This is a genomic window from Streptomyces sp. NPDC001985, from assembly GCF_040296845.1.
Taxonomy (GTDB): domain Bacteria; phylum Actinomycetota; class Actinomycetes; order Streptomycetales; family Streptomycetaceae; genus Streptomyces.
Genome location: NZ_JBEOYB010000064.1, coordinates 1 through 18,458, shown reverse-complemented (window position 1 = coordinate 18,458; position 18,458 = coordinate 1). Strand labels below are relative to the sequence as shown.

At 75.8% G+C, this 18,458-nt stretch carries 6 protein-coding genes; 1 reads left to right on the top strand and 5 read right to left on the bottom strand.

The window, feature by feature from the left end; translation table 11 throughout:
* Positions 1-14 precede the first annotated feature (14 nt).
* From ABT122_RS25475 to ABT122_RS25455, 5 genes are all read right to left on the bottom strand, one after another.
* The gene (locus ABT122_RS25475; RefSeq protein ID WP_351556676.1) at positions 15-1,187 is read right to left on the bottom strand and encodes an acyl-CoA dehydrogenase family protein; all 1,173 of its coding nucleotides are present in this window, start codon (positions 1,185-1,187) and stop codon (positions 15-17) included.
* Positions 1,180-7,542, bottom strand: a complete 6,363-nt coding sequence (locus tag ABT122_RS25470; protein WP_351556673.1) for a type I polyketide synthase — start codon at positions 7,540-7,542, stop codon at positions 1,180-1,182. The genes ABT122_RS25475 and ABT122_RS25470 overlap by 8 nt, the downstream gene beginning before the upstream one ends.
* Complete coding sequence (locus tag ABT122_RS25465; RefSeq protein ID WP_351556670.1) at positions 7,539-8,921, bottom strand: SidA/IucD/PvdA family monooxygenase; 1,383 nt, start codon at positions 8,919-8,921, stop codon at positions 7,539-7,541. The genes ABT122_RS25470 and ABT122_RS25465 overlap by 4 nt, the downstream gene beginning before the upstream one ends.
* Before the next feature lie 112 nt (positions 8,922-9,033).
* Complete coding sequence (locus tag ABT122_RS25460) at positions 9,034-15,729, bottom strand: non-ribosomal peptide synthetase (protein WP_351556667.1); 6,696 nt, start codon at positions 15,727-15,729, stop codon at positions 9,034-9,036.
* 253 nt (positions 15,730-15,982) lie between these two features.
* The gene (locus ABT122_RS25455; RefSeq protein WP_351556664.1) at positions 15,983-16,855 is read right to left on the bottom strand and encodes an aspartyl/asparaginyl beta-hydroxylase domain-containing protein; all 873 of its coding nucleotides are present in this window, start codon (positions 16,853-16,855) and stop codon (positions 15,983-15,985) included.
* Between the two features lie 644 nt (positions 16,856-17,499).
* Between ABT122_RS25455 and ABT122_RS25450 the strand changes: the two genes are divergently transcribed.
* Positions 17,500-18,135 (top strand): GNAT family N-acetyltransferase, encoded by a 636-nt coding sequence (locus ABT122_RS25450; protein ID WP_351556661.1) that lies wholly within the window; start codon positions 17,500-17,502, stop codon positions 18,133-18,135.
* Positions 18,136-18,458: the final 323 nt, after the last annotated feature.

Sequence of the window (18,458 nt, the reverse complement as noted above, 5' to 3'; positions counted from 1 at the left end):
CACGAACCTGCTCCTCAGAAGATCGAGAGATCGAGCGGGGCACCGGTGAACCGCGCGCCCAGCGACTCGGCGCTGGACACCCCCCGCGGTGGATGGAACGCCAGCGCCCGGGAGGCGGACAGCAGATACGCCGGTTCCGGCCCGGTGACGAAGGCGAGGCCGCCGAGGAGCCCGGCCAGCCGGGCGCAGAGGTCCGGCAGCCGCGCCTCCACGTACAGCCGGGCCATCAGCGCCTCGGTCATGGCCTCGTCGGCCGCGCCGCCCGCGTCGAAGGTGGCCGCGGCGCGCTCACAGGCGCTGCGGCAGACGAACAGTTCGGCGGCGAGTTCGCCCAGCGCGCGCCGCTCCACCCGGGGCGCGTGGGCCGCCCGGTCGAAGAGCGACTGGGCGGTGCCGAGGTAGGTGCCGCAGGCCAGCACCTCGAACCAGGTCCAGGCGCGCACCTGCAACTCGTCCATGCCCCGCTCGGGCCGGCCGCCGGGAACCACCATCTCGGCGGGGACGCGCACCCGGTCGAGCACGACCTCGTCGCTCTCCGCCGCCGCGAGCACCGGGCTGCGCCAGAAGGGGCGTACCGAGACGCCCTCGATGGCCGCCGGGATGACGGCGAGGGCGACCGTGCCGTCCCGCTCGTCACCGGACCGCACCAGCACGCTGCTGGTCAGGATCGACATGGAGCGGGCCAGGCTGCACGGCTTCTTCGACCCTTCGAGCACATAGCCGCCGTCCTCCTGGAGGGTGGCGGTGGTGCGCGGGACCAGCGCGTCCGAGCCCCGGCGGGCCTCGGACGAGGCCGAGGCGAGGAGGTGGTCGTGGGCCGCGACGGAGGCGAGCAGGGCCCACTGGGGGGCGTCGTCGCCGACATGGACGCGGAGGTACTCCACGAAGGAGACCACCGCGAGGTGGTGCATCATCGTGCCCACGCCGAGGGAGGGGGAGAGGGTCGCCAGCGCCGACTGGACCCGCAGCGCGGACCGGCAGTCGAGGCCGTGGCCGCCGTGCCGCTCGGGGATCAGCAGCCCCGGCCCCTTCGCCTCGCGGAACAGGCCGAGCACCGGACTGTTCCCGCCCTCCAGTTCCATCAGCCCGTGTGCGCCGAGGCCGGTGATCAGACCGGGCAGCAGGGCGTCGGTGAAGGCCGCGTCGGCCTCGGTGAGGGCGCTCCAGCGCCGTCCCTGTTCACTCATGGCCGTGCTCCTCGCTGCTTGCGGTGACCGTTGTCGCGGTGCGGTGGTGGGGAATGCGCGGTGCGGGCGGGGCGGCTGACGCGCCGCCCGGTGCCTCGGGGGTGGCGCCGAGCGCCTGTCGGACCCAGCGCGTCAGTGACAGCGGGGTGTTGTGGGTGGCGAAGACCTTGACCGGGACGGTCACCCCGAGCGAGTCCCGGAGCCTGCGCCGCAGGTCGACCGTGGTGAGCGAGTCGAGTCCCAGCTCGGTGAAGGTGTGGTGGCCGCGCTCGTCGGCGTCGGCGGGCGCCAGGTGCAGCACCCGGGCCACCGCCGCCAGGACCGCCGTGTCGGGACTCGGCGCCGGTGCCGGTTCCGGTGTTTCGCCTGCCGCCGGTGCCGGGTCCGCCGCTCGCGGAGCGGGTACGGGAACGGGGGCAGGAGCCGGTGCGGGCGCGGGCGCGGCGGGGTGAATCCAGAACCGGCGGTGCGCGAACGGGGTGGTCGGGAGATCGGCCGGTTCCCCGGCGGGCCCGCCGAAGGTCTCCGGCGTCCAGCGGACCGGCACCCCCCGGGTCCAGGCCAGGGCGACCGAGGAGAGGAAGTCGCCGTACGAGCCGTGGTCGCGCCGCAGACTGCCCAGCACGATCGTGTCCGCGCCGTCCGCGAGCCCGTCCAGGGTGGCCGTGATCGGCGAGGTCAGCACCTCGTGCGGGCTGATCTCGACGAACGCCGTCCGCCGCGAGCCCGCCACCGCCGCCACCGAGCGGGCGAACCGCACCTCGCCGCGGAGGTTCTCGTACCAGTAGGCGCCGTCCAGCTCCGGGCCGGTGAGCCGGCCGGCCCGCGCGGTGGAGAAGAACGGGGTGTGCGCCGTCCGGGGCGAGAGGTCCGCGAGCGCGGCCGTCAGCTCGGTCTCGACGGGCTGGACCATGGCGGAGTGGGAGGCGTAGTCCACGGCGACGGTCGCGGTCCGCACCCCCGCCGCCGCCAGGCGGTCGACCAGCGCGCGGACGGCCCCGGCCGGGCCCGACACCACCGTGCTGCCGGGCCCGTTGACGGCCGCGACCTCGACCCGGCCGGCGGGCGACGGGTCCCGCGCCAGCTCGTCGCGGGCCGCGGCCTCGTCGAGTCCGACCACGGCCATCGCGCCGCTGCCCGAGAGCCGGGAGAGGAGCCGGGCCCTGACGGCGACCACCCGGGCCGCGTCCGCGAGATCGAGCGCCCCCGCCGCGTACGCGGCGGCCACCTCGCCCTGCGAGTGTCCGATGACCAGGTCGGGGACGACTCCCGTGGAGCGCCACAGATCCGCCAGTCCCGCCATCGTCGCGAACAGCGAGACCTGGATGCCCTCCAGGGTCCTGCCGTGTCCCTCGGGGTCGTCGCCGCGCAGCAGACCGGGAACGGAGAAGTCGACATACGGCGCGAAGGCCTCCGCCGAGGCGGCGACGCTCCGGGCGAACACCCGTGACTCGGCGAGCAGCCGCCGGCCCATGCCGGACCACTGCGAGCCCTGGCCGGGGAAGACGAAGGCCACGGCGCAGTCGCCGCGCGCCTCCCCGAACGCCACCCGGTCGCCGGCCTCTCCGCGCCGCGCGGCGGCGAGCCCGGCGAGCAGCCCGGCCCGGTCCTCCGCGACGACGGACGCGCGGTACGGGAGGGCGGCCCGGCCCGTCGCCAGCGTCAGCGCGGCGGCCGGGAGCGCGGGCGCCGTGCCCGGGTCCCGGGCCAGCGCGGCGCCGACGCGCCCCAACTGGTCGCGCAGCGCGGCGCGGTCCCCCGCCGAGACGACGAACGGCAGCGCGGGCACCGGCTCCCGGGCGGGCGGGGGCGGGCTCACGGGCTCGGCCTCCTCGATCAGCAGATGCGCGTTGGTGCCGCTCATGCCGAACGAGGAGATCGCGGCCCGGCGCGCCCGTGCCCCGCGCGGCCAGGCCGCCGGCCGCTCCAGCAGCCGTACGCTGTCGGGCCAGTCGACCTTCGGCGTCGGGGTGTCCGTGTACCGGGTCGCCGGCAGCCGCTCCCCGTGCAGGGAGGCCACCATGGCGATCAGACCGCCGACGCCGGCCGCGGCCTGGGTGTGCCCGATGACCGACTTGAGGGAGCCGAGGAGGACGGGCGCGGCCGAGGGGTCGCGCGCGCCGTAGGTGTCGATGACGGCCTGGGCCTCCACCGAGTCGCCCAGGACGGTGCCGGTGCCGTGCGCCTCCACGACGTCCACGTCGCCGGGGCGCAGCCCGGCGTCGGCGAGCGCCCGGGCGATGACCCGGCGCTGGGCGCCGCCGCTGGGCGCGGTCAGTCCGTTGCTCGCGCCGTCCTGGTTGACCGCGCTGCCGCGCACGGTGGCGAGAATCCGCAGGCCCCGGCGGTGTGCCTCGGAGCGGCGGGCCACGACGACGACACCGGCGCCCTCGCTCCACACCGTTCCGTCGGCCGCCGCGGAGAACGGGCGGCAGCGGCCGTCGGCGGCGAGGCCGCCCAGGCGCTGGAACTCCTGGAACATCTTGGGTGTCGACATCACGGTGACACCTCCGGCGAGCGCCAGTCCGCACTCGCCGCGCAGCAGCGAGGCGGCGGCGAGATGGATGGCGACCAGCGAGGAGGAGCAGGCGGTGTCGACGGTGAGCGCCGGTCCGGTGAGGCCGAGCTGATAGGCGACCCGGCCGGAGAGGACGGCGTTGGACGCGCCGGTCAGCTCATGGCCGCCGAGATCGTCGCCGGCCTCGCGGGCGGCGGTGGCGTAGTCGCCGGCCATGGCGCCGAGGAAGACGCCGACCTCCTGCCCGTGCAGGGACCGGGGGTCGCAGCCGGCCCGTTCGAGGGCCTCCCAGCACAGCTCCAGGGCGATGCGCTGCTGCGGGTCCATGGCGCGGGCCTCCCGGGGGGAGATCCCGAAGTGGGCCGCGTCGAATCCGGCGGCGTCCGCGAGGAATCCGCCGTGGCGGGGGTGGGGTCCCGGTACGGCCCAGGCGGGACCTCGGTCGTCGGGGAAGCCGCCCAGGGCCTCCCGGCCGGAGAGCGCCAGCTCCCACAGCTGCTCGGGGGAGGAGACCCCGCCCGGGTAGCGGCAGGCCATGGCCGCGATCACCACGGGGTCCTCGCCGGCGGCGGTCCGCCCCGGCCTCGGCTCGCCGGGCCCGGGCCGGGGCTCGGGCCCGGGCTCGATGGGGTCCGGCGCGGTGAAGGGCCGGTCCGGGCCGGCCAGCCGGGCGGCGAGGGCGGCGGGGGTCGGGTGGTCGTAGACGAGCGAGGCGGGCAGCTCGCGGCCGGTGCGCGCGGTGAGTTCGGCCCGCAGCTCCAGTCCGAGGAGGGAGGTCATGCCGAGGTCGGCGAGGGTGTCGGTGGCGTTGACGGCGTGCGCGGGGCGGATGCCCAGCACCTCGGCGACGGTCGCGAGGACGAGCCCGAGGGTGTCGCCGCCGGAGGGTGCCGGGGCGGGGCGGGCCGGGGCGGACGGAGCCGCGGTGGACGGGCCGGGGGCGGCGGGGGTGCGGACCGGTCCGGCGGCGGCGGGGCCGGCGGCAGGGGGTCCGGCGGTGGTGTCCGTGCCGGGCCAGTACCGCCGGCCCGTGAACCTGTGGGTCGGCAGCGGCGTCCACGGGCCCTGTGCGAACCCGGGCAGCGACCGCCAGTCGATGTCATGGCCCTGGGCGTGGGCGAGCACCACCGCGTCGAGGAACGCCCGGTACTCGTCCGGGCCGTCCCCGAGGAGGGAGGCGGCCTCCGGGGCCGCGCCGTCGGGGGTGCGGAGGGCGCCGCGGCCCATCGCGCCCAGGGCGCCGCCGGGGCCGAGTTCCAGGAGGAGCGAGGTGCCGGATTCCGCCAGGCGGTCCAGGCAGTCGCCGAAGCGGACGGTGCGCCGGATGTGGTCCACCCAGTAGTCGGCGGTGCGCAGATCGCCGCCGGTGGCGAGAGCGCCGCTCACATTGGAGAGCACGGGGAGGGAGGGGCGGCCGTAGTCGACGGTCTCGGCGACCGCGCGGAACTCCTCCAGCACCGGGTCCATGTGGTGGGAGTGGAAGGCGTGGGAGACCTTCAGCACCTTGGTGCGGCGGCCGCGCCCGCGCAGTTCCCCGGCGCAGGCGAGCGTCGCCGCGCGGTCGCCGGAGAGCACGGTGCCCGCGGGTCCGTTCACGGCGGCGACATCCGATCCCGGGTGCCCGGCGGCGACCGCGCGGACCTCGTGCTCGCCCGCCTCCACCGCCACCATCACCCCGCCGGGGTCGGCCTGGGCCATCGCGGCGCCCCGGGCGAGCACGAGCCGGATCGCGTCGGAGAGCGTCAGTACGCCCGCCACGTGGGCGGCCGCCAGCTCGCCCACCGAGTGGCCGAGGACCACATCCGGGACGATCCCCAGGTCCGTCACGGTGCGGTACAGGGCGACGCCCGTCGTGAACAGGGCGATCTGGGCGTGCTGGGTGGCGTGCACCGGCGCGTCGGCGGTGTCGCTCCCCGGAGCCGGGGCGGCCAGCACCCGGTGGAGCGGCAGCTCCGCGTGGGCGTCGACGTCGGACGCGATCGCCCGGAAGTGGCATCCGAAGGTGACCAGGCCGTCGTGGAGGGCCGCGGTCATTCCGGGGCGCTGGCTGCCCTGGCCCGGGAAGAGGAAGGCGGTGTGGGCGCGGGAGCCCGCGCCGTGCCGGATCGCCCGGTCCCGGCCGCCCTCGGCGACGGTGCGCAGCCGCTCCCGCAGCTCGTCCGCGCTCGCGGCGGTGAAGCCCGCGCGTCGCGGCAGCCGGGCCCGCCGGGTGGCGAGCGTCCGGGCGAACGCGGCCAGTTCGCCGGCGTCCGCGCAGGCGTCCGGTGCCGACGCCCACTCCGCGAGCGCCTCGGCGCCCAGCCGCAGGGATTCCGCGCTGCCGGCGGACAGGACGACGGGCACCGGCACGGCGGGCGCGCCCGAGGAGACGGCCGCAGCCGCGACAGCCGACAGCGCGGAGCCATCCGGACCGGCCCCCGCCGCGAGCCCACCGACCACGCCGACGGCCGCCCGGGACACACTCCCGGACCCCGGCGCGTCCACCGGAACGGCGGTGGGCGCGCCGTGCCCGCCCGCCCGGGGGGCCACCGGAGGTGCGGCGAGCACCACATGGCAGTTGGTGCCGCCCATGCCCACCGAGCCGACGCCCACCAGGGCGCCGTCGCGCAGCGGGACCGCCCGCGCGGGCACCCCGATGCCGGCGGCGGCGAGCCGGCGTGCCTGCGCGCCGCCCCGGTGCCCGGCCGTGCCGGGGACGGTTCCGTGCCGTGCGACCAGCACGGCCTTCACCAGGCCGAGCAGACCGGCCGCGCCCTCCAGATGGCCCGTGGTCGTCTTGACCGAGCCCACCAGGAGCCGCGCCGGGCCGCCTTCGTCACGGCTGTCTCCGGAGCGCTCGGGAGAACCCTCGCCGAACACCCGCAACAAGGCATCGGCCTCCACCCGGTCCCCGACCGGGGTCCCGGTGCCGTGCAGTTCCACGAACCCCAGCTCGGCCGGGTCGGCGCCCGCGCTCGCGCAGGCCCGCAGCAGCGCCCGCGCCTGTCCCTCGGCGGAGGGGACGACCAGGGCCTCCCCCGCGCCGCCGTGGGTGACGGCGGTGCCGCGCAGGACCGCGTGGACGCGGTCCCCGGCCCGTACGGCATCGGCCAGTGGACGCAGCACGACGGCGGCGCCGCCCTCGCCCCGGACATAGCCGTCCGCGCCGTCCTCGAAGAGGGTGGCGGAACCGGAGGGGGACTGTCCGCCGAAGGACGCGGTCGCCGTGGCCGCCTCGGTGGAGAGGTTCAGATTGACGCCGACGACCAGCGCGGCCGAGCAGTCGCCCGCGCGCAGGGCCAGCACCGCCTGGTGCACGGCGACCAGCGAGGAGGACTGGCCGGTGTCGACGACCAGACTCGGACCGCGCAGCCCCAGCAGATGGCTGATCCGGTTCGCCATGGCCGAGGGCGCCCAGCCCGCGAGGGACGAGGGGCCGATCGGCCCCAGCCGGCCGGCCGCGTGCTCCATCGCCCAGTCCGCGCCCATCGAGCCGGCGAAGACGCCGACCTCCGCGTCACGCGCGGCGCCGGGCACCCGCCCGGCGTCCTCCAGGGCGGCCCAGCCCAGTTCGAGCGCCCACCGCTGGTGCGGGTCCATCGTCGTCGCCTCGCGCCGCGACACCCCGAACACCTCGGCGTCGAAGCGCGCCGCGTCCTCCAGGTAGGAGCCGCGCACCGACCGCGACAGCAGCCCGGCCGGGATCGCGTCCGGGTCGAACCGGCCGTCGGGTGCCCGCCCGTCGGCCCGCCGGCCGTCGAGCAGCAGCCGCCACAGCTCCTCGGGCGACTCGGCGCCCGGGACCCGGCAGGCCAGCCCGACGACGGCGATGTCGCCCTGCGTACCGCGGTCGCTCATGCCTCACCGCCGCCGAGCGCGGCTCCGGAGACGACCGCGCGGTCCCGGTCCCCGAGGACGGCGGCGACCGATCCGGGGGTGGCGCCGAGCGTGATGCCGAGCACCCGGTCGGAGAGCAGCCCCAGCGAGCTGAGGTTGGCGAAGCCGGGCCCCTGCTCGTACCCCGCGAGGGTCGGCAGCAGCAGCCGGGGGGTGACACCGTCCAGGGCGAGGTCCGGGCCGATCCGGCGCTCGATGGCCCGCACGCCGTCGGTGGTGTCGCCGACGGCCCGGAACAGGGCCTTGCGGGCCACGGGTCCGAGCAGGTCGAGGAACCAGTCGGGGCGGGCCCCGGTGGCGTCGATGACGACGTCGAAGCGGAGCGCGCGGTCCGCGCGGCCGGGGTTGCTGAGCACCAGTTCGGTCGAGCCGCCGACGCGGTCGACGGAGACCACGGTGCCCTGCTGGTGCTCCACCCGGGCGTCGGTGGTGATCGCCTCGATGGCGCGGGGCGAGAAGACCCCCCGGTCGGTCCGCGCGATGACGTCCCTGCGGTCCTTCTCGGAGAGTTCGCGCCACCGCTCGGGGCTGGAGTAGAGCGCGTTCTCGAAGTAGCCCTCGCCCCGGCTGTAGACCACCGGCTGCGGGCTGATCACCGTCGTGGCGCCGCCGTGCTGCCGCATCAGGTACTCGACGATGGTCGCGGCGGTCTCGCCGCCGCCGACCACGGCCACGTCCGGCTCGGCCGCCTCGGTGCCGAGGCCCAGGCGCCAGAACTCCTCGACGCTGCGGGTGGCGTCACCCGGGAGCAGCCCGTCGTGAGGGCCCGGGCCGCTGATCATCATCTGGTCCAGGAGGAGCACGGCCTCACCGCCGCCGTCGCCCTCGACGGCGACCTCCCAGCGGTCGCCGGCGATCTCCAGACCGCAGACCCGGCCGCGCACCAGGGCGAAGTCCATCAGATCGGCGGCCCAGCGCAGATAGGCGGCCCAGGTGGCGTGGCGGGGGCCGGGCCTGCCGCTGTCCACCCAGGTGGCGTACTCCCCCCGGGAGACCAGGTAACCGGCCCAGCTGAACTGCTGCATCCGGGCGTTGACCTCGGCCGCCAGCGGCCCGTACACCTCCGAGGCGTAGGGGAATCCGAGGTCCTTCTCGGGGCTGGTGGAGAGCCGGGGGCGGCCGTTGGTGCGCCCGCCGACCGGGGTCCAGTTGGCGCCCACACCGTGGGGCTCCACGACCACCACGCGCGGCGCGGGCAGACCCAGTTCACGCAGGACCTGGCTCTTCGCGGCCGTGGCCAGCGCCTTCGGTCCGGCCCCGACGACACCGAGCATCCCGTGCGGGTCGCGGTGGCCGGTGCCGAAGCGACGTCGGGCTTCCTCCAGGGAGAGCGGCTCCATCGATTCAGTGCTCCAGGCTTCTGTCGGATGTTCTTCGAATGGGGAGGGGTGCGGGCGCGCGGTCGCGCGCCGGGGGGCCGGCGGGATCACCGGCCCTCGGGGGAACGGCATGTCAGCCGCGCCCCCAACTGCCCAGCAGGGCCTGAAGGGTGTCCTTGTCGAGCCCGGACGCCTCGGTCGCCGACACGGGCGCCCCGGCCGCGGGCCGCTCCCCGGCGCGGGCGGCGTCGGCCGCCGCCCGGTCGCAGGCCGCGGCCATCTCGCCGACGGTGGGGTGCTCGAACACCATCTGCGCGGTCAGCGGCAGCCCCCGGGACCTGGCCCGGCTGGCGAGCTGCACCGAGATGATGCTGTCGCCGCCCAGCGCGAAGAAGCCGTCGGTGCGGCCCACGTCCCGGGCGTCGAGCACGTCCTCGAAGAGGGCGGCGACCGTCCGCTCGGTCTCGCCCACCGGGGGTTCGTGCGCGCTGTCGGCGCGCACCCGGGGCTCCGGCAGCGCGGGCCGGTTCAGCTTCCCCGACCCGGTGAGCGGCATCGCGTCCAGCACGGTGATTACCGAGGGGTGGAGGTACGAGGGCAGTTCCCGCGCCAGCCTCTCCCGCACCGAGGCGACCACGGCGTCGGGGTCGGCCGACGGGTCGGCGAGGGTGAGATATCCGGCGAGGGTGGTGGAGCCGTGCACCTCGTGGGTGCGGGCGGCGGCCAGCGCGACCCCGGGCACCGACCGCAGCGCCGTCTCGATCTCGCCGAGTTCGACGCGGATGCCGCGCAGCTTCACCTGGTGGTCGGTGCGCCCGCCGAAGACCAGCCGGCCGTCGGCGCTCCACATCGCCCGGTCGCCGGTGCGGTAGAGCAGTTCGCCGGGGCGGGTGGCGTACGGGTTGGGCAGAAAGCGCTCGGCGGTCAGCCCGGGGCGGCGCCAGTAGCCGCGGGCCACCTGGTGGCCGGCCGCGTACACCTCGCCGGGCACGCCCACCGGGCAGAGGTTGAGCCGGGCGTCGAGCACCAGCACCCGGGAGCCGTCGACGGGCGTGCCCAGGTGCAGCCCCTCCTCGTGGAGCCGGCCGCGCACCACGCCGCCGCTGAGTTCGGTGGCGCCGTAGTTGTTGATGATCTCGCTGTCGGGCGCGGCGGCGCGCAGCCGCTCCAGCAGCGGCCCGGTCATCGGTTCACCGCTGGTCACCCAGCGCGGCACCGAGCGCACCGCGTCGGGCGACGCGCCGAGCAGGGCGTTGATCGCCGTGGGCACGGCGGTGACCTGGCCGACCGGGTTCTCCTCGATCAGCCGGACCAGACTGCCCACGTCCCGGGCCTCGTTCTCGTCCGCGAGGAGGAGTTCGGCGCCCGCGACGACACCGGCGAGGATCTCGCAGCCGCCGTCGTGGAAGCTCAGCCAGCCCTGGCAGAGCCGGACATCGGGCGAGGCGATCGGGTAGCGCAGCGGCTGCCAGGTCAGCCGGGCCGCGAAGGCGCGGTGGGTGCCGATGACGCCCTTGGGCACGCCGGTGGAGCCCGAGGTGTAGAGGAAGTACGCGATGTTCTCGCCGCGCGCCCGGCGGGCGGTCTCCTCCGGCAGCCGCTCGGCGGGCTGCGCGGCGAGCGCCGCGACGACTTCGGGCGCGTCCAGCGCCAGCCGGGGCGAGGCCGCCGAGCCGGGCAGCTCGACCGGGGCGTCCGAGCGGGTCACCACGGCCACCGGCGCCGCGTCCTCGATCATGAAGGCGAGCCGGTCGGCGGGCAGCCGCATGTCGAGGGGGAGGTAGGCGGCGCCCGTCTTCACCACGGCGAGCAGCGCCACGACCATGTCCACCGAGCGGGGTACGGCGATGGCCACGAACCGCTCGGGTCCCGCGCCGCGTTCGATGAGGAGCCGGGCCAGCCGGTCGCTCCGCTCGTGCAGCGCTCCGTAGCCGATGGTCTCGCCCGCGCAGTCCACGGCGGTCCGCGCGGCGAACCCGGGCTCCCGGAGCCGGCTCCGGCCGCGCTCGATCAGCTCCGGCAGGGTCTCGGCCCGGCCGGGGACGGCGCGCGGGCCGCGGCTCCACCGGTCGAGCACCAGCTCCCGCTCCCGCGCGGGGACCAGGTCCAGCTCGTGCAGCCGCCGGCCGGGGCGGTCCGCGAGGGCACCGAGCACCAGCCCGAGGCCCTCGGCGAGCCGGGCCACCGTCTCGGCGTCGTACAGGTCACGGCGGTAGATCAGCTCGCCGCCCCAGCCGCCGGTGGCCGAGTCGGGCTCGAAGTTCACCGACAGGTCGTACTTGGCGGTGGCGGTGTACTGCGGGATCAGCCGCCAGTCCAGGCCCTCCGTGCGCCGGTGCAGGGCCTCCTCGTCGCGCAGCTGGACCAGGACCTGGAAGAGGGGGCTGACGCTGAGCGAGCGCTCCACGCCGACGGCGTCCACGACCTGCTCGAAGGGCAGCTCGGCATGGTCGTAGGCGTCGACCGCGCGCGCCTTGGCGCGGGTGACGACCTCTTCCAGGGTGGGGTTGCCGGAGAGGTCGTTGCGGACCACGAGGAGGTTGACGAAGAGCCCGACGACCTCGTCCAGCTCCTCGTCGGGCCGGTTGGCCACCGGGGTGCCGAGGGGGATGTCCTCCCCCGCGCCCCGCAGGCCCAGCAGCACGGCGACGGCGCTCTGGAGCACGATGAAGGGGGTGGCCCCGGTGCGCTCCGCCAGCTTCTCCACGGCGGCGCGGGTCCGCCCGTCGACGGCGAGGGGGACGACGCCGCCCGCGCTGTCGGGCTGTGCCGGGCGGGTCCGGCCGAGCAGGACGGAGGTGTCCTGGGGCAGGTCCGCGAGCGCGGTGCGCCAGTGGGCGCGCAGGGTCTCCGGGTCCTTGTGGCCCTCGGGCGCGGTGCGGCCGGCGCCGGTGAGCCAGGCGTTCTGCCACACCGCGTAGTCCGCGTATCCGACGGGCAGCGGCGGGAGCACGGGGCTCCCGTCCGCGCCGGCGCCGCCGCGCAGCGCCTCGTACGCCCGGGTCACGTCCGCCACGAGCACACCGGCGGAGACCTCGTCACAGATGATGTGGTGGACGAGGAGCGCGAGGACGTGCCGCTCGGGGCCGGTGCGCAGCAGGGCGGCGCGGAAGGGCCGTTCGCGGGCGAGGTCGAAGGGGTGCTCGGCGGCAGCGGCGAGGGCGCCGGGGATCTCGTCGGGGGTGAGGGTGGTCAGCGGCAGCTCGACGCGGTGGTCGTCGAGGACGCGCTGGTGGCTGACGCCCTCCCGGTCGGGGAAGACGGTCCGCAGGGCCTCGTGGCGCCGCAGGACCTCCTCCAGCGCCCGCTGGAGCAGCCGTTCGTCGAGCGGTCCTTCGATCTCCAGCGCGAGGGGGACGTTGTAGGTGGTGCCGGCCTCCTCGATCCGGTCGACGAACCAGATGCGCTGCTGGGCGGGGGCCAGCGGCGGCTCGGCGGGCCGGGGGCCGAAGGCGGTGGCGCGGGGCGCGGGGGCGGCGGAGCCGGCCGTCACCAGCCGGGCGAGGGCCGCGGGGGTGGCCTGGGTGAAGGCGTCCCGGACGCCGACGCGCACGCCCAGGTCGCGGCGGATGCGGGAGAGGAGCCGGGTCAGCAGCAGGGAGTGGCCGCCCAGTTCGAAGAACGAGGTGTCCGCGCCGATGCGCCGGCCGCCGACCGCCGGGACGCTGTCGGCAGTGGCGCCGCCGGCGGTGGCGCTCCCGGACGCGGCGCTCCCGGACGCGGTGTCCGGGCCGCGCGTCAGCAGTTCGGCGAAGAGGTCCGCGATCCGCCGCTCGGCGCCCTCGCGGACCGGCCGGAAGGCCGCTCCCTCGGCGGCGGGCGCGTCGGGCAGTGCCCGGCGGTCGGTCTTGCCCGCCGGGGTCAGCGGCAGGGCGTCGAGGACGACCAGGGCGCTGGGCACCATGTGCGCGGGCAGGGTCGCCGCGAGGCGCTCCCGGACCGCTTCGGCGTCGAGTTCCCCGCCGTCGGCGGGGGTCAGATAGGCGACCAGCCTGCTGCCCGTGCCGTCGTCCTCGCGGGGCACGACCACGGCCTGTCCGACCTGCCGGTCGGCGCGGAGCACGGCCTCGATCTCCCCGGGCTCCACCCGGAAGCCCCGGATCTTCACCTGGTCGTCGGCGCGGCCGGCGAACTCCAGTTCGCCGCCGTCGGTGAAGCGGGCCAGATCGCCCGTGCGGTAGAGCCGGGCCCCGGGGGTCAGCGGGCTCGGCACGAACCGCTCGGCGGTCAGGGCGGCGCGGCCGAGGTAGCCGCGCGCCAGCGAGGTGCCCTCGATGTACAGCTCCCCCACCTCGCCGAGGGGCGCGACCCGCAGATCGGCGTCGAGGATCAGGGCGGTGTTGCCCCACTTCGGGGTGCCGATGGGGACGATCCGGTGCCCCTGCGGGGCGGTGACGGGGTGGCCGGTCACGGACTGGGTGGTCTCGGTGGGGCCGTAGAAGTTGGCCAGGGTCACCCGGCCGGTGCTCCCGAAGCGGCTGCGCACCCGGTCCGCGAGGTCTCCGGGGAGCGCCTCGCCGCCGACGGGCAGCCAGCGGAGCGCGGGCAGCCGGACGCCCGGCGCGGCGGCGGCCAGATAGTGCAGGAAGCTCGGCACGGCGTGGACGATGGTGGCGTCCAGCTCCGTCAGCTCCGCGAAGAGGGCGTCGAGGTCGCGCTCGGCGTCGGGGCGGGCCACCAGGACCTGGCCGCCGGCGGCCAGCGGGCCGAAGAGCTCGCCGATGGAGACGTCGAAGGCGGGCGAGGCGAGTTGCAGCCAGCGGACGTCGCGGAGGTCGTCATGGGTGGCGGCGAAGTGGGAGAGCAGCCAGGCGAGATGGTCGCCGAGCGCGCCGTGGCTGGTGCCGACGCCCTTGGGACGGCCGGTGGAGCCCGAGGTGTAGATGATGTACGCGAGGTTGTCCCGGCGCAGCGGGCGCACCCGGTCCCGGTCGGTGAGGTCGCCCGCGCCGGCCAGCGCGGACACCTGGGCGACGAAGCCGGGTCCGGTCACCACCGTGCGGGGCACCGTGGTCGGCGGGATCGCCGTGTCGGTCGCCGCCGAGGTGAACAGATGGCGCGGGCCGGCGTCGGCGAGCAGCGCGGTCAGCCGCTCCTCGGGGTGGGCGGTGTCGAGCGGGAAGAGGACCGCGCCGGACTTCAGCACGCCGAGGGCGGTGGTCACCGCCGTGAAGGAGCGCTCCAGCGCGCAGGCGACGACGTCCTCGGGGCCGATGCCCTGCGCGGCGATCCAGCGGGCCACCGCGTTGGCGCGGTGGTTCAGCTCGCCGTAGGTCATACGGCCCTCGGCGCCGCGCAGCGCCACCGCGTCCGGCCGCGACGCGGCCTGCCGCTCGAACCGCTCCACCACACCGGGGGCCGGTGCGTCGAGGGCCCGGGCCGTGCCGTGGGCGAGGATGGTGGCGTACTCCTCGTCGGTGACCAGGGCCTGGTCGCCGAGGGGGGCGTCCGGGGTGCTCAGCCCGGCGAGCAGGGTGCGGCGGACCGACTCGACCAGGGACCGCGCGGTCGGCTCGCCGATCGCCTCGGGTATGTGCTCGAAGCGGATCACCCAGCCGCCGTCCGGCTCCTGACGGGCCATCACCGACAGCGGGGACTGGGCGATGCCGGTACGGGCGGTCAGGGGCCGCACCTCGATCCCGGGGAGCCGCAGGGGAACCGCGGCCCCCTCGATGCCGAAGCTGACCTCCACCGGCTGGACCCGGCCGGACGCGCCGAGCAGTCTGATGGCCTCGTCGTACTCCAGGTCCTGGTGGTCCAGTGCCGCCGCGACGACCCGGCCCACGGAGCCGAGCGCGTCCCGGAAGGTGCGGCGCGGGTCGGTGCCGACGGCGAGGAGGAGCACATTGCCGAAGTAGCCGAGCGTACGGGTGGTGTGTCCGCTGTCCCGGCGGAGCACGGGGGTGCTGATCAGGGCGTGTTCGCTGCCGGTGTGCCGGCGCAGGGCGGCGGCGAAGGAGGTGAGGAGGACCGTGAAGGGGGTGGTGCCCTCGGCGCGGGCGAGCGCGTCCAGCGCGGCGGACCGCTCGGCGCCGAGGGCGACCTCCACGGCCCCGGCCTCGGCGGTCTGCTGGTCGGCGGTGGTGCGGCGGTCGAGCCCCGCGCCGCCCGAGGCGTCCGCCAGGGTCTTCGCCCAGTGCCGGCGCAGGGCGGGCAGCGCGGCCCGGGACTCCCGCTCCACGGCGCGGACGGCGCGCGGGTACGGGGTGGTGGGCGCGGGCGCCGCTCCCCGGTAGGCCGCGGCGAGGTCCTCGAAGAAGATCTGCCAGCAGGCGTCGTCCCAGGCGATGTGGTGCACCACCAGCAGCAGGGTGTGCCGGCCGGGGCCCTCGGCGTACACGGTGACCCGCAGCGGATGGCCGGTCTCCAGGTCGAAGGGGGTGCGCAGACCCTCCCGCACCAGGGCGTCGATGTCCGCGCCGCGGGCGTCCACCTCGGTGAGCGCGAGGGTGTCGGGCAGGTCGGGGACGGCGAGCAGTTCGCCCGCCTCGGTGAGCGAGTACCGGGTGCGCAGGATCTCGTGGTGGGCGAGGACCGTGCGGAGGGCGGCGGCGAGGGCGGGGAGGTCGAGCGGTCCTTCGAGGCGGAGCGCGGAGCCGACGTTCAGCGCGGCGCCGGTGGGGTCGCTGGCGTGCTGGAGCCAGAGCCGCTGCTGGGCGGTGCCGGCCGGGGCCGGCGCGCCGGGGGCCGCCGCCCGGCCGGGAGCGGGCGCGCTGTCGCCGTCCCCGCCCGCCGGGCCCGCCAGTCCGCCGGCGGCGATGCGCTTGCGCAGTGCCGCGAGCCGCCGCTGGTGGTCGTCTCTGCCTCTGGCCGGGTTGCCCGTGCCCATGTGCCCTCCCCCTGTCGCCGGCCGGCCTGGCCGGCGGCTGTTCTCGGTCGCTTTTCTCGTGGTCGGCGCCGTCTCGTCCGGTGCGCCCACCGCACCGGTGCGGTCCGTGCGCCGCCCGTTCCTCCGGCCCCGCCCGGGGCCGTCCTGTCCCGCTCTCACACTCCGTCCGGGCCACGGGGCCGCCGTCCGGCGCCGGCGGCGCGCGGTCGCGCGGTCCGCCGGTGCCGGGACGGCCGGTGCCCGTGGCCGGGGCTCACCCCCAGGAGTTCACGGTGAAGCGCTCGCTCAGCGCGCGGGCGCCGATGGCGTAGTCGCGCAGCTCCTTCGCCTTGCCGACGAGAAGCTCGTCGCCCGAGGTCGCCGCGATGTCGGCCAGCCACTCGTAGGTGGCCTCCGCGGGCACGTCGTAGCGGAAGTGGACCTTAGAGAGGAGGAAGAGGAACTCCTTGAAGTTCGAGCGGTCGACGACCTGTCCGAGGCCCTTGATGGCGTCCAGCCGGGCCGCGGGCAGGGCAGGGCGCTCGATGATCCGCGCGTCGGTCGAGGGCCGGTAGCGGGAGAGGTCGCGGAAGACGTCCTTCTCCTCGTAGGCGCCGTCGAAGGCGAAGTCCACACAGAGCATCTGCCGGCTGTCCGGGGAGAAGTTGGCCGCCGCGTGGACCGAGCCCGCGTCGAGGAACCAGATCTCGCCCGGGCGCATGTTGATGACCGTGTCGTCGTTGGAGTGCAGGGCCGCCGGGTTCTCCTCCAGGAACATCAGCACCCGGAAGTACTGGTCGGCCTCGCGGTCCAGCTCCACGAAGTCCCGGTGGGGGATGACGACCGCGTCCACGAGGTTGCGGGTGCGCACCATCGTGATGTGGTCGGTGTTGAAGGTGGTCTCCACCAGTTCGCGCAGATACGAGCAGTTCTTGCCGTGCTCGGTGAGCTGGGCGGCGGTGTCGGTGTCGCGGTAGAGGTCGTCGCCGGAGTCGCCGGTGCTGTTCCACAGGGGCAGGTTTTTCCAGTACCCGTTGCTGAACTCGTCGTAGCCCTCCTCCCCGCGGGGCAGGGAGGCGAGGTATTCGAGATCCCTGGACAGGAGTGTGGTGTCCAGGTCGATGCGTCCCAGGATGTGTGATCTCAAGACTGACATCACCTTTCCGACTCGTGATGCGGGGGCGGTGGGTGGCCACCTTCGTTCCCGCGCTGGTCAAGTGGCACGGACGTGCCTCTCTCCGCGGCGTTCCCCAGGTTCGTTGCGGGCGGGTGCCATGGTCCGGTCCCTTGGACAGCAGGGGACCCGCTGGGTGTTGTGGGTTGGGGATGCGACGCGTGGGGCGTCCGTCCGGCATCGGCTCCACTCTGTCGGGCCGACGTGGCCTGAACGTTATGCGCGGCTCGAAAGTTTGGCAAGGCTTACCTAAGTTGATCTCCAATATTACACACCGGTCCGACCCCCTGGAACCCCTGATGTGACGCGTGTCACCGGGAACTCGCGCGCCGGGCGCACCACTTGGCGTAGGGTCGCTCGCGGCAGGGTGGGTGACGGTGATCTCCTTGTCGTCACGGTCCCTCGGCTGGAACAATCCCCGAGGCCGCGAGTCCCCTTCGCCGGGGCTCGCCCCCTGCTCGGTGCCGTACCGCCCGCTCGGCGGGCCCGCCGCCGTGTCCCCAGCCCACACGGACACCCGGACGGCGGCCCACGCGGGCATGCCCGAGCGCCTCCTCCTGAGCCGGCACCGCCGCCGGCCCCACCCGGCACAGCCCTACCACCTGTGGAGTGTCACGTTGAATCCGACCGAGACCTATCCGGTCCTGCCCCGCTACGTCACGGACGGGCTGCCCGCCTCCTGGCTGGACGTGCCCGCCCCGCCGACCGGCTTCACCCGGGGAGAGCTGCGGTACCGGGAGGTGCGGGCGGACGGCCCCGATGTGCCGATGATCCGGGAGTGGATGAACCGCCCCCACACGGCGAAGGGGTGGGAGTACGACTGGCCGCTGGAGCGCTGGCAGTCGCACATCGACGCCCAGCTCGCCACCGGCTACTCACGGCCGATCATCGTGGAGAGCGCCGGCCGGCCCATCGCCTACATGGAGTTCTACCGGATGGCGCAGGACATCGTCGGGCACCACTACCGGTCCTCGGCGCACGACCTGAGCATGCATCTGGCCATCGCCGACCTCGCCGACACCGGGCGGGGGCTCGGCAGCCGGATCATCGGGGAGGTCACCGATGAGTTCTTCCTGCGCGACCCGCGGTGCAATGCCGTGGTGTACGAACCCGACGCGGCGAACGGGGCGTCCCGCAGGATGATCGAGAACAATGACGCGACCTGCCTCGGGGAGGTGCAGGTGCGGCACCGCAGGATCGCGCTGTACGCGAAGGCGCGAGAGGGGTGTGCGCTGCCGCGCTTCGAACGGTGACCACAGGGCACGCGGCCCGGCCGCGCCCGGGCGGGCTGGGGTTGCCCGGGGCACGGGGGCGCGGGAGATGCTCCCGGACAGGCTGGGTGGTCCACCCCTGCGTTATGCCGAGGCACAACACCCAGCCTCGTCGGCGATTGGGCCGCACCGCCCCAGCCCCTCCCGCGATCGAGCAGCACGACCCCAGCCCCTCCCGCGATCGAGGAGCACCACCCAAGCCCCTCCCGCGATCGAGCAGCACCACCCAGCCCCTCCGGCGATTGAGGAGCGGGGGCTCGGGGGCCGGCCCCCGACCGCGGCCCGCCGCATGCGGGCGCCAGGCG

What these genes read in the sequence shown, in the direction of transcription:
- ABT122_RS25475 (WP_351556676.1), bottom strand. Translation starts at nt 1,187, where the DNA reads ATGAGTGAACAGGGACGGCGCTGGAGCGCCCTCACCGAGGCCGACGCG.
- ABT122_RS25470 (WP_351556673.1), bottom strand. Translation starts at nt 7,542, where the DNA reads ATGAGCGACCGCGGTACGCAGGGCGACATCGCCGTCGTCGGGCTGGCC.
- ABT122_RS25465 (WP_351556670.1), bottom strand. Translation starts at nt 8,921, where the DNA reads ATGGAGCCGCTCTCCCTGGAGGAAGCCCGACGTCGCTTCGGCACCGGC.
- ABT122_RS25460 (WP_351556667.1), bottom strand. Translation starts at nt 15,729, where the DNA reads ATGGGCACGGGCAACCCGGCCAGAGGCAGAGACGACCACCAGCGGCGG.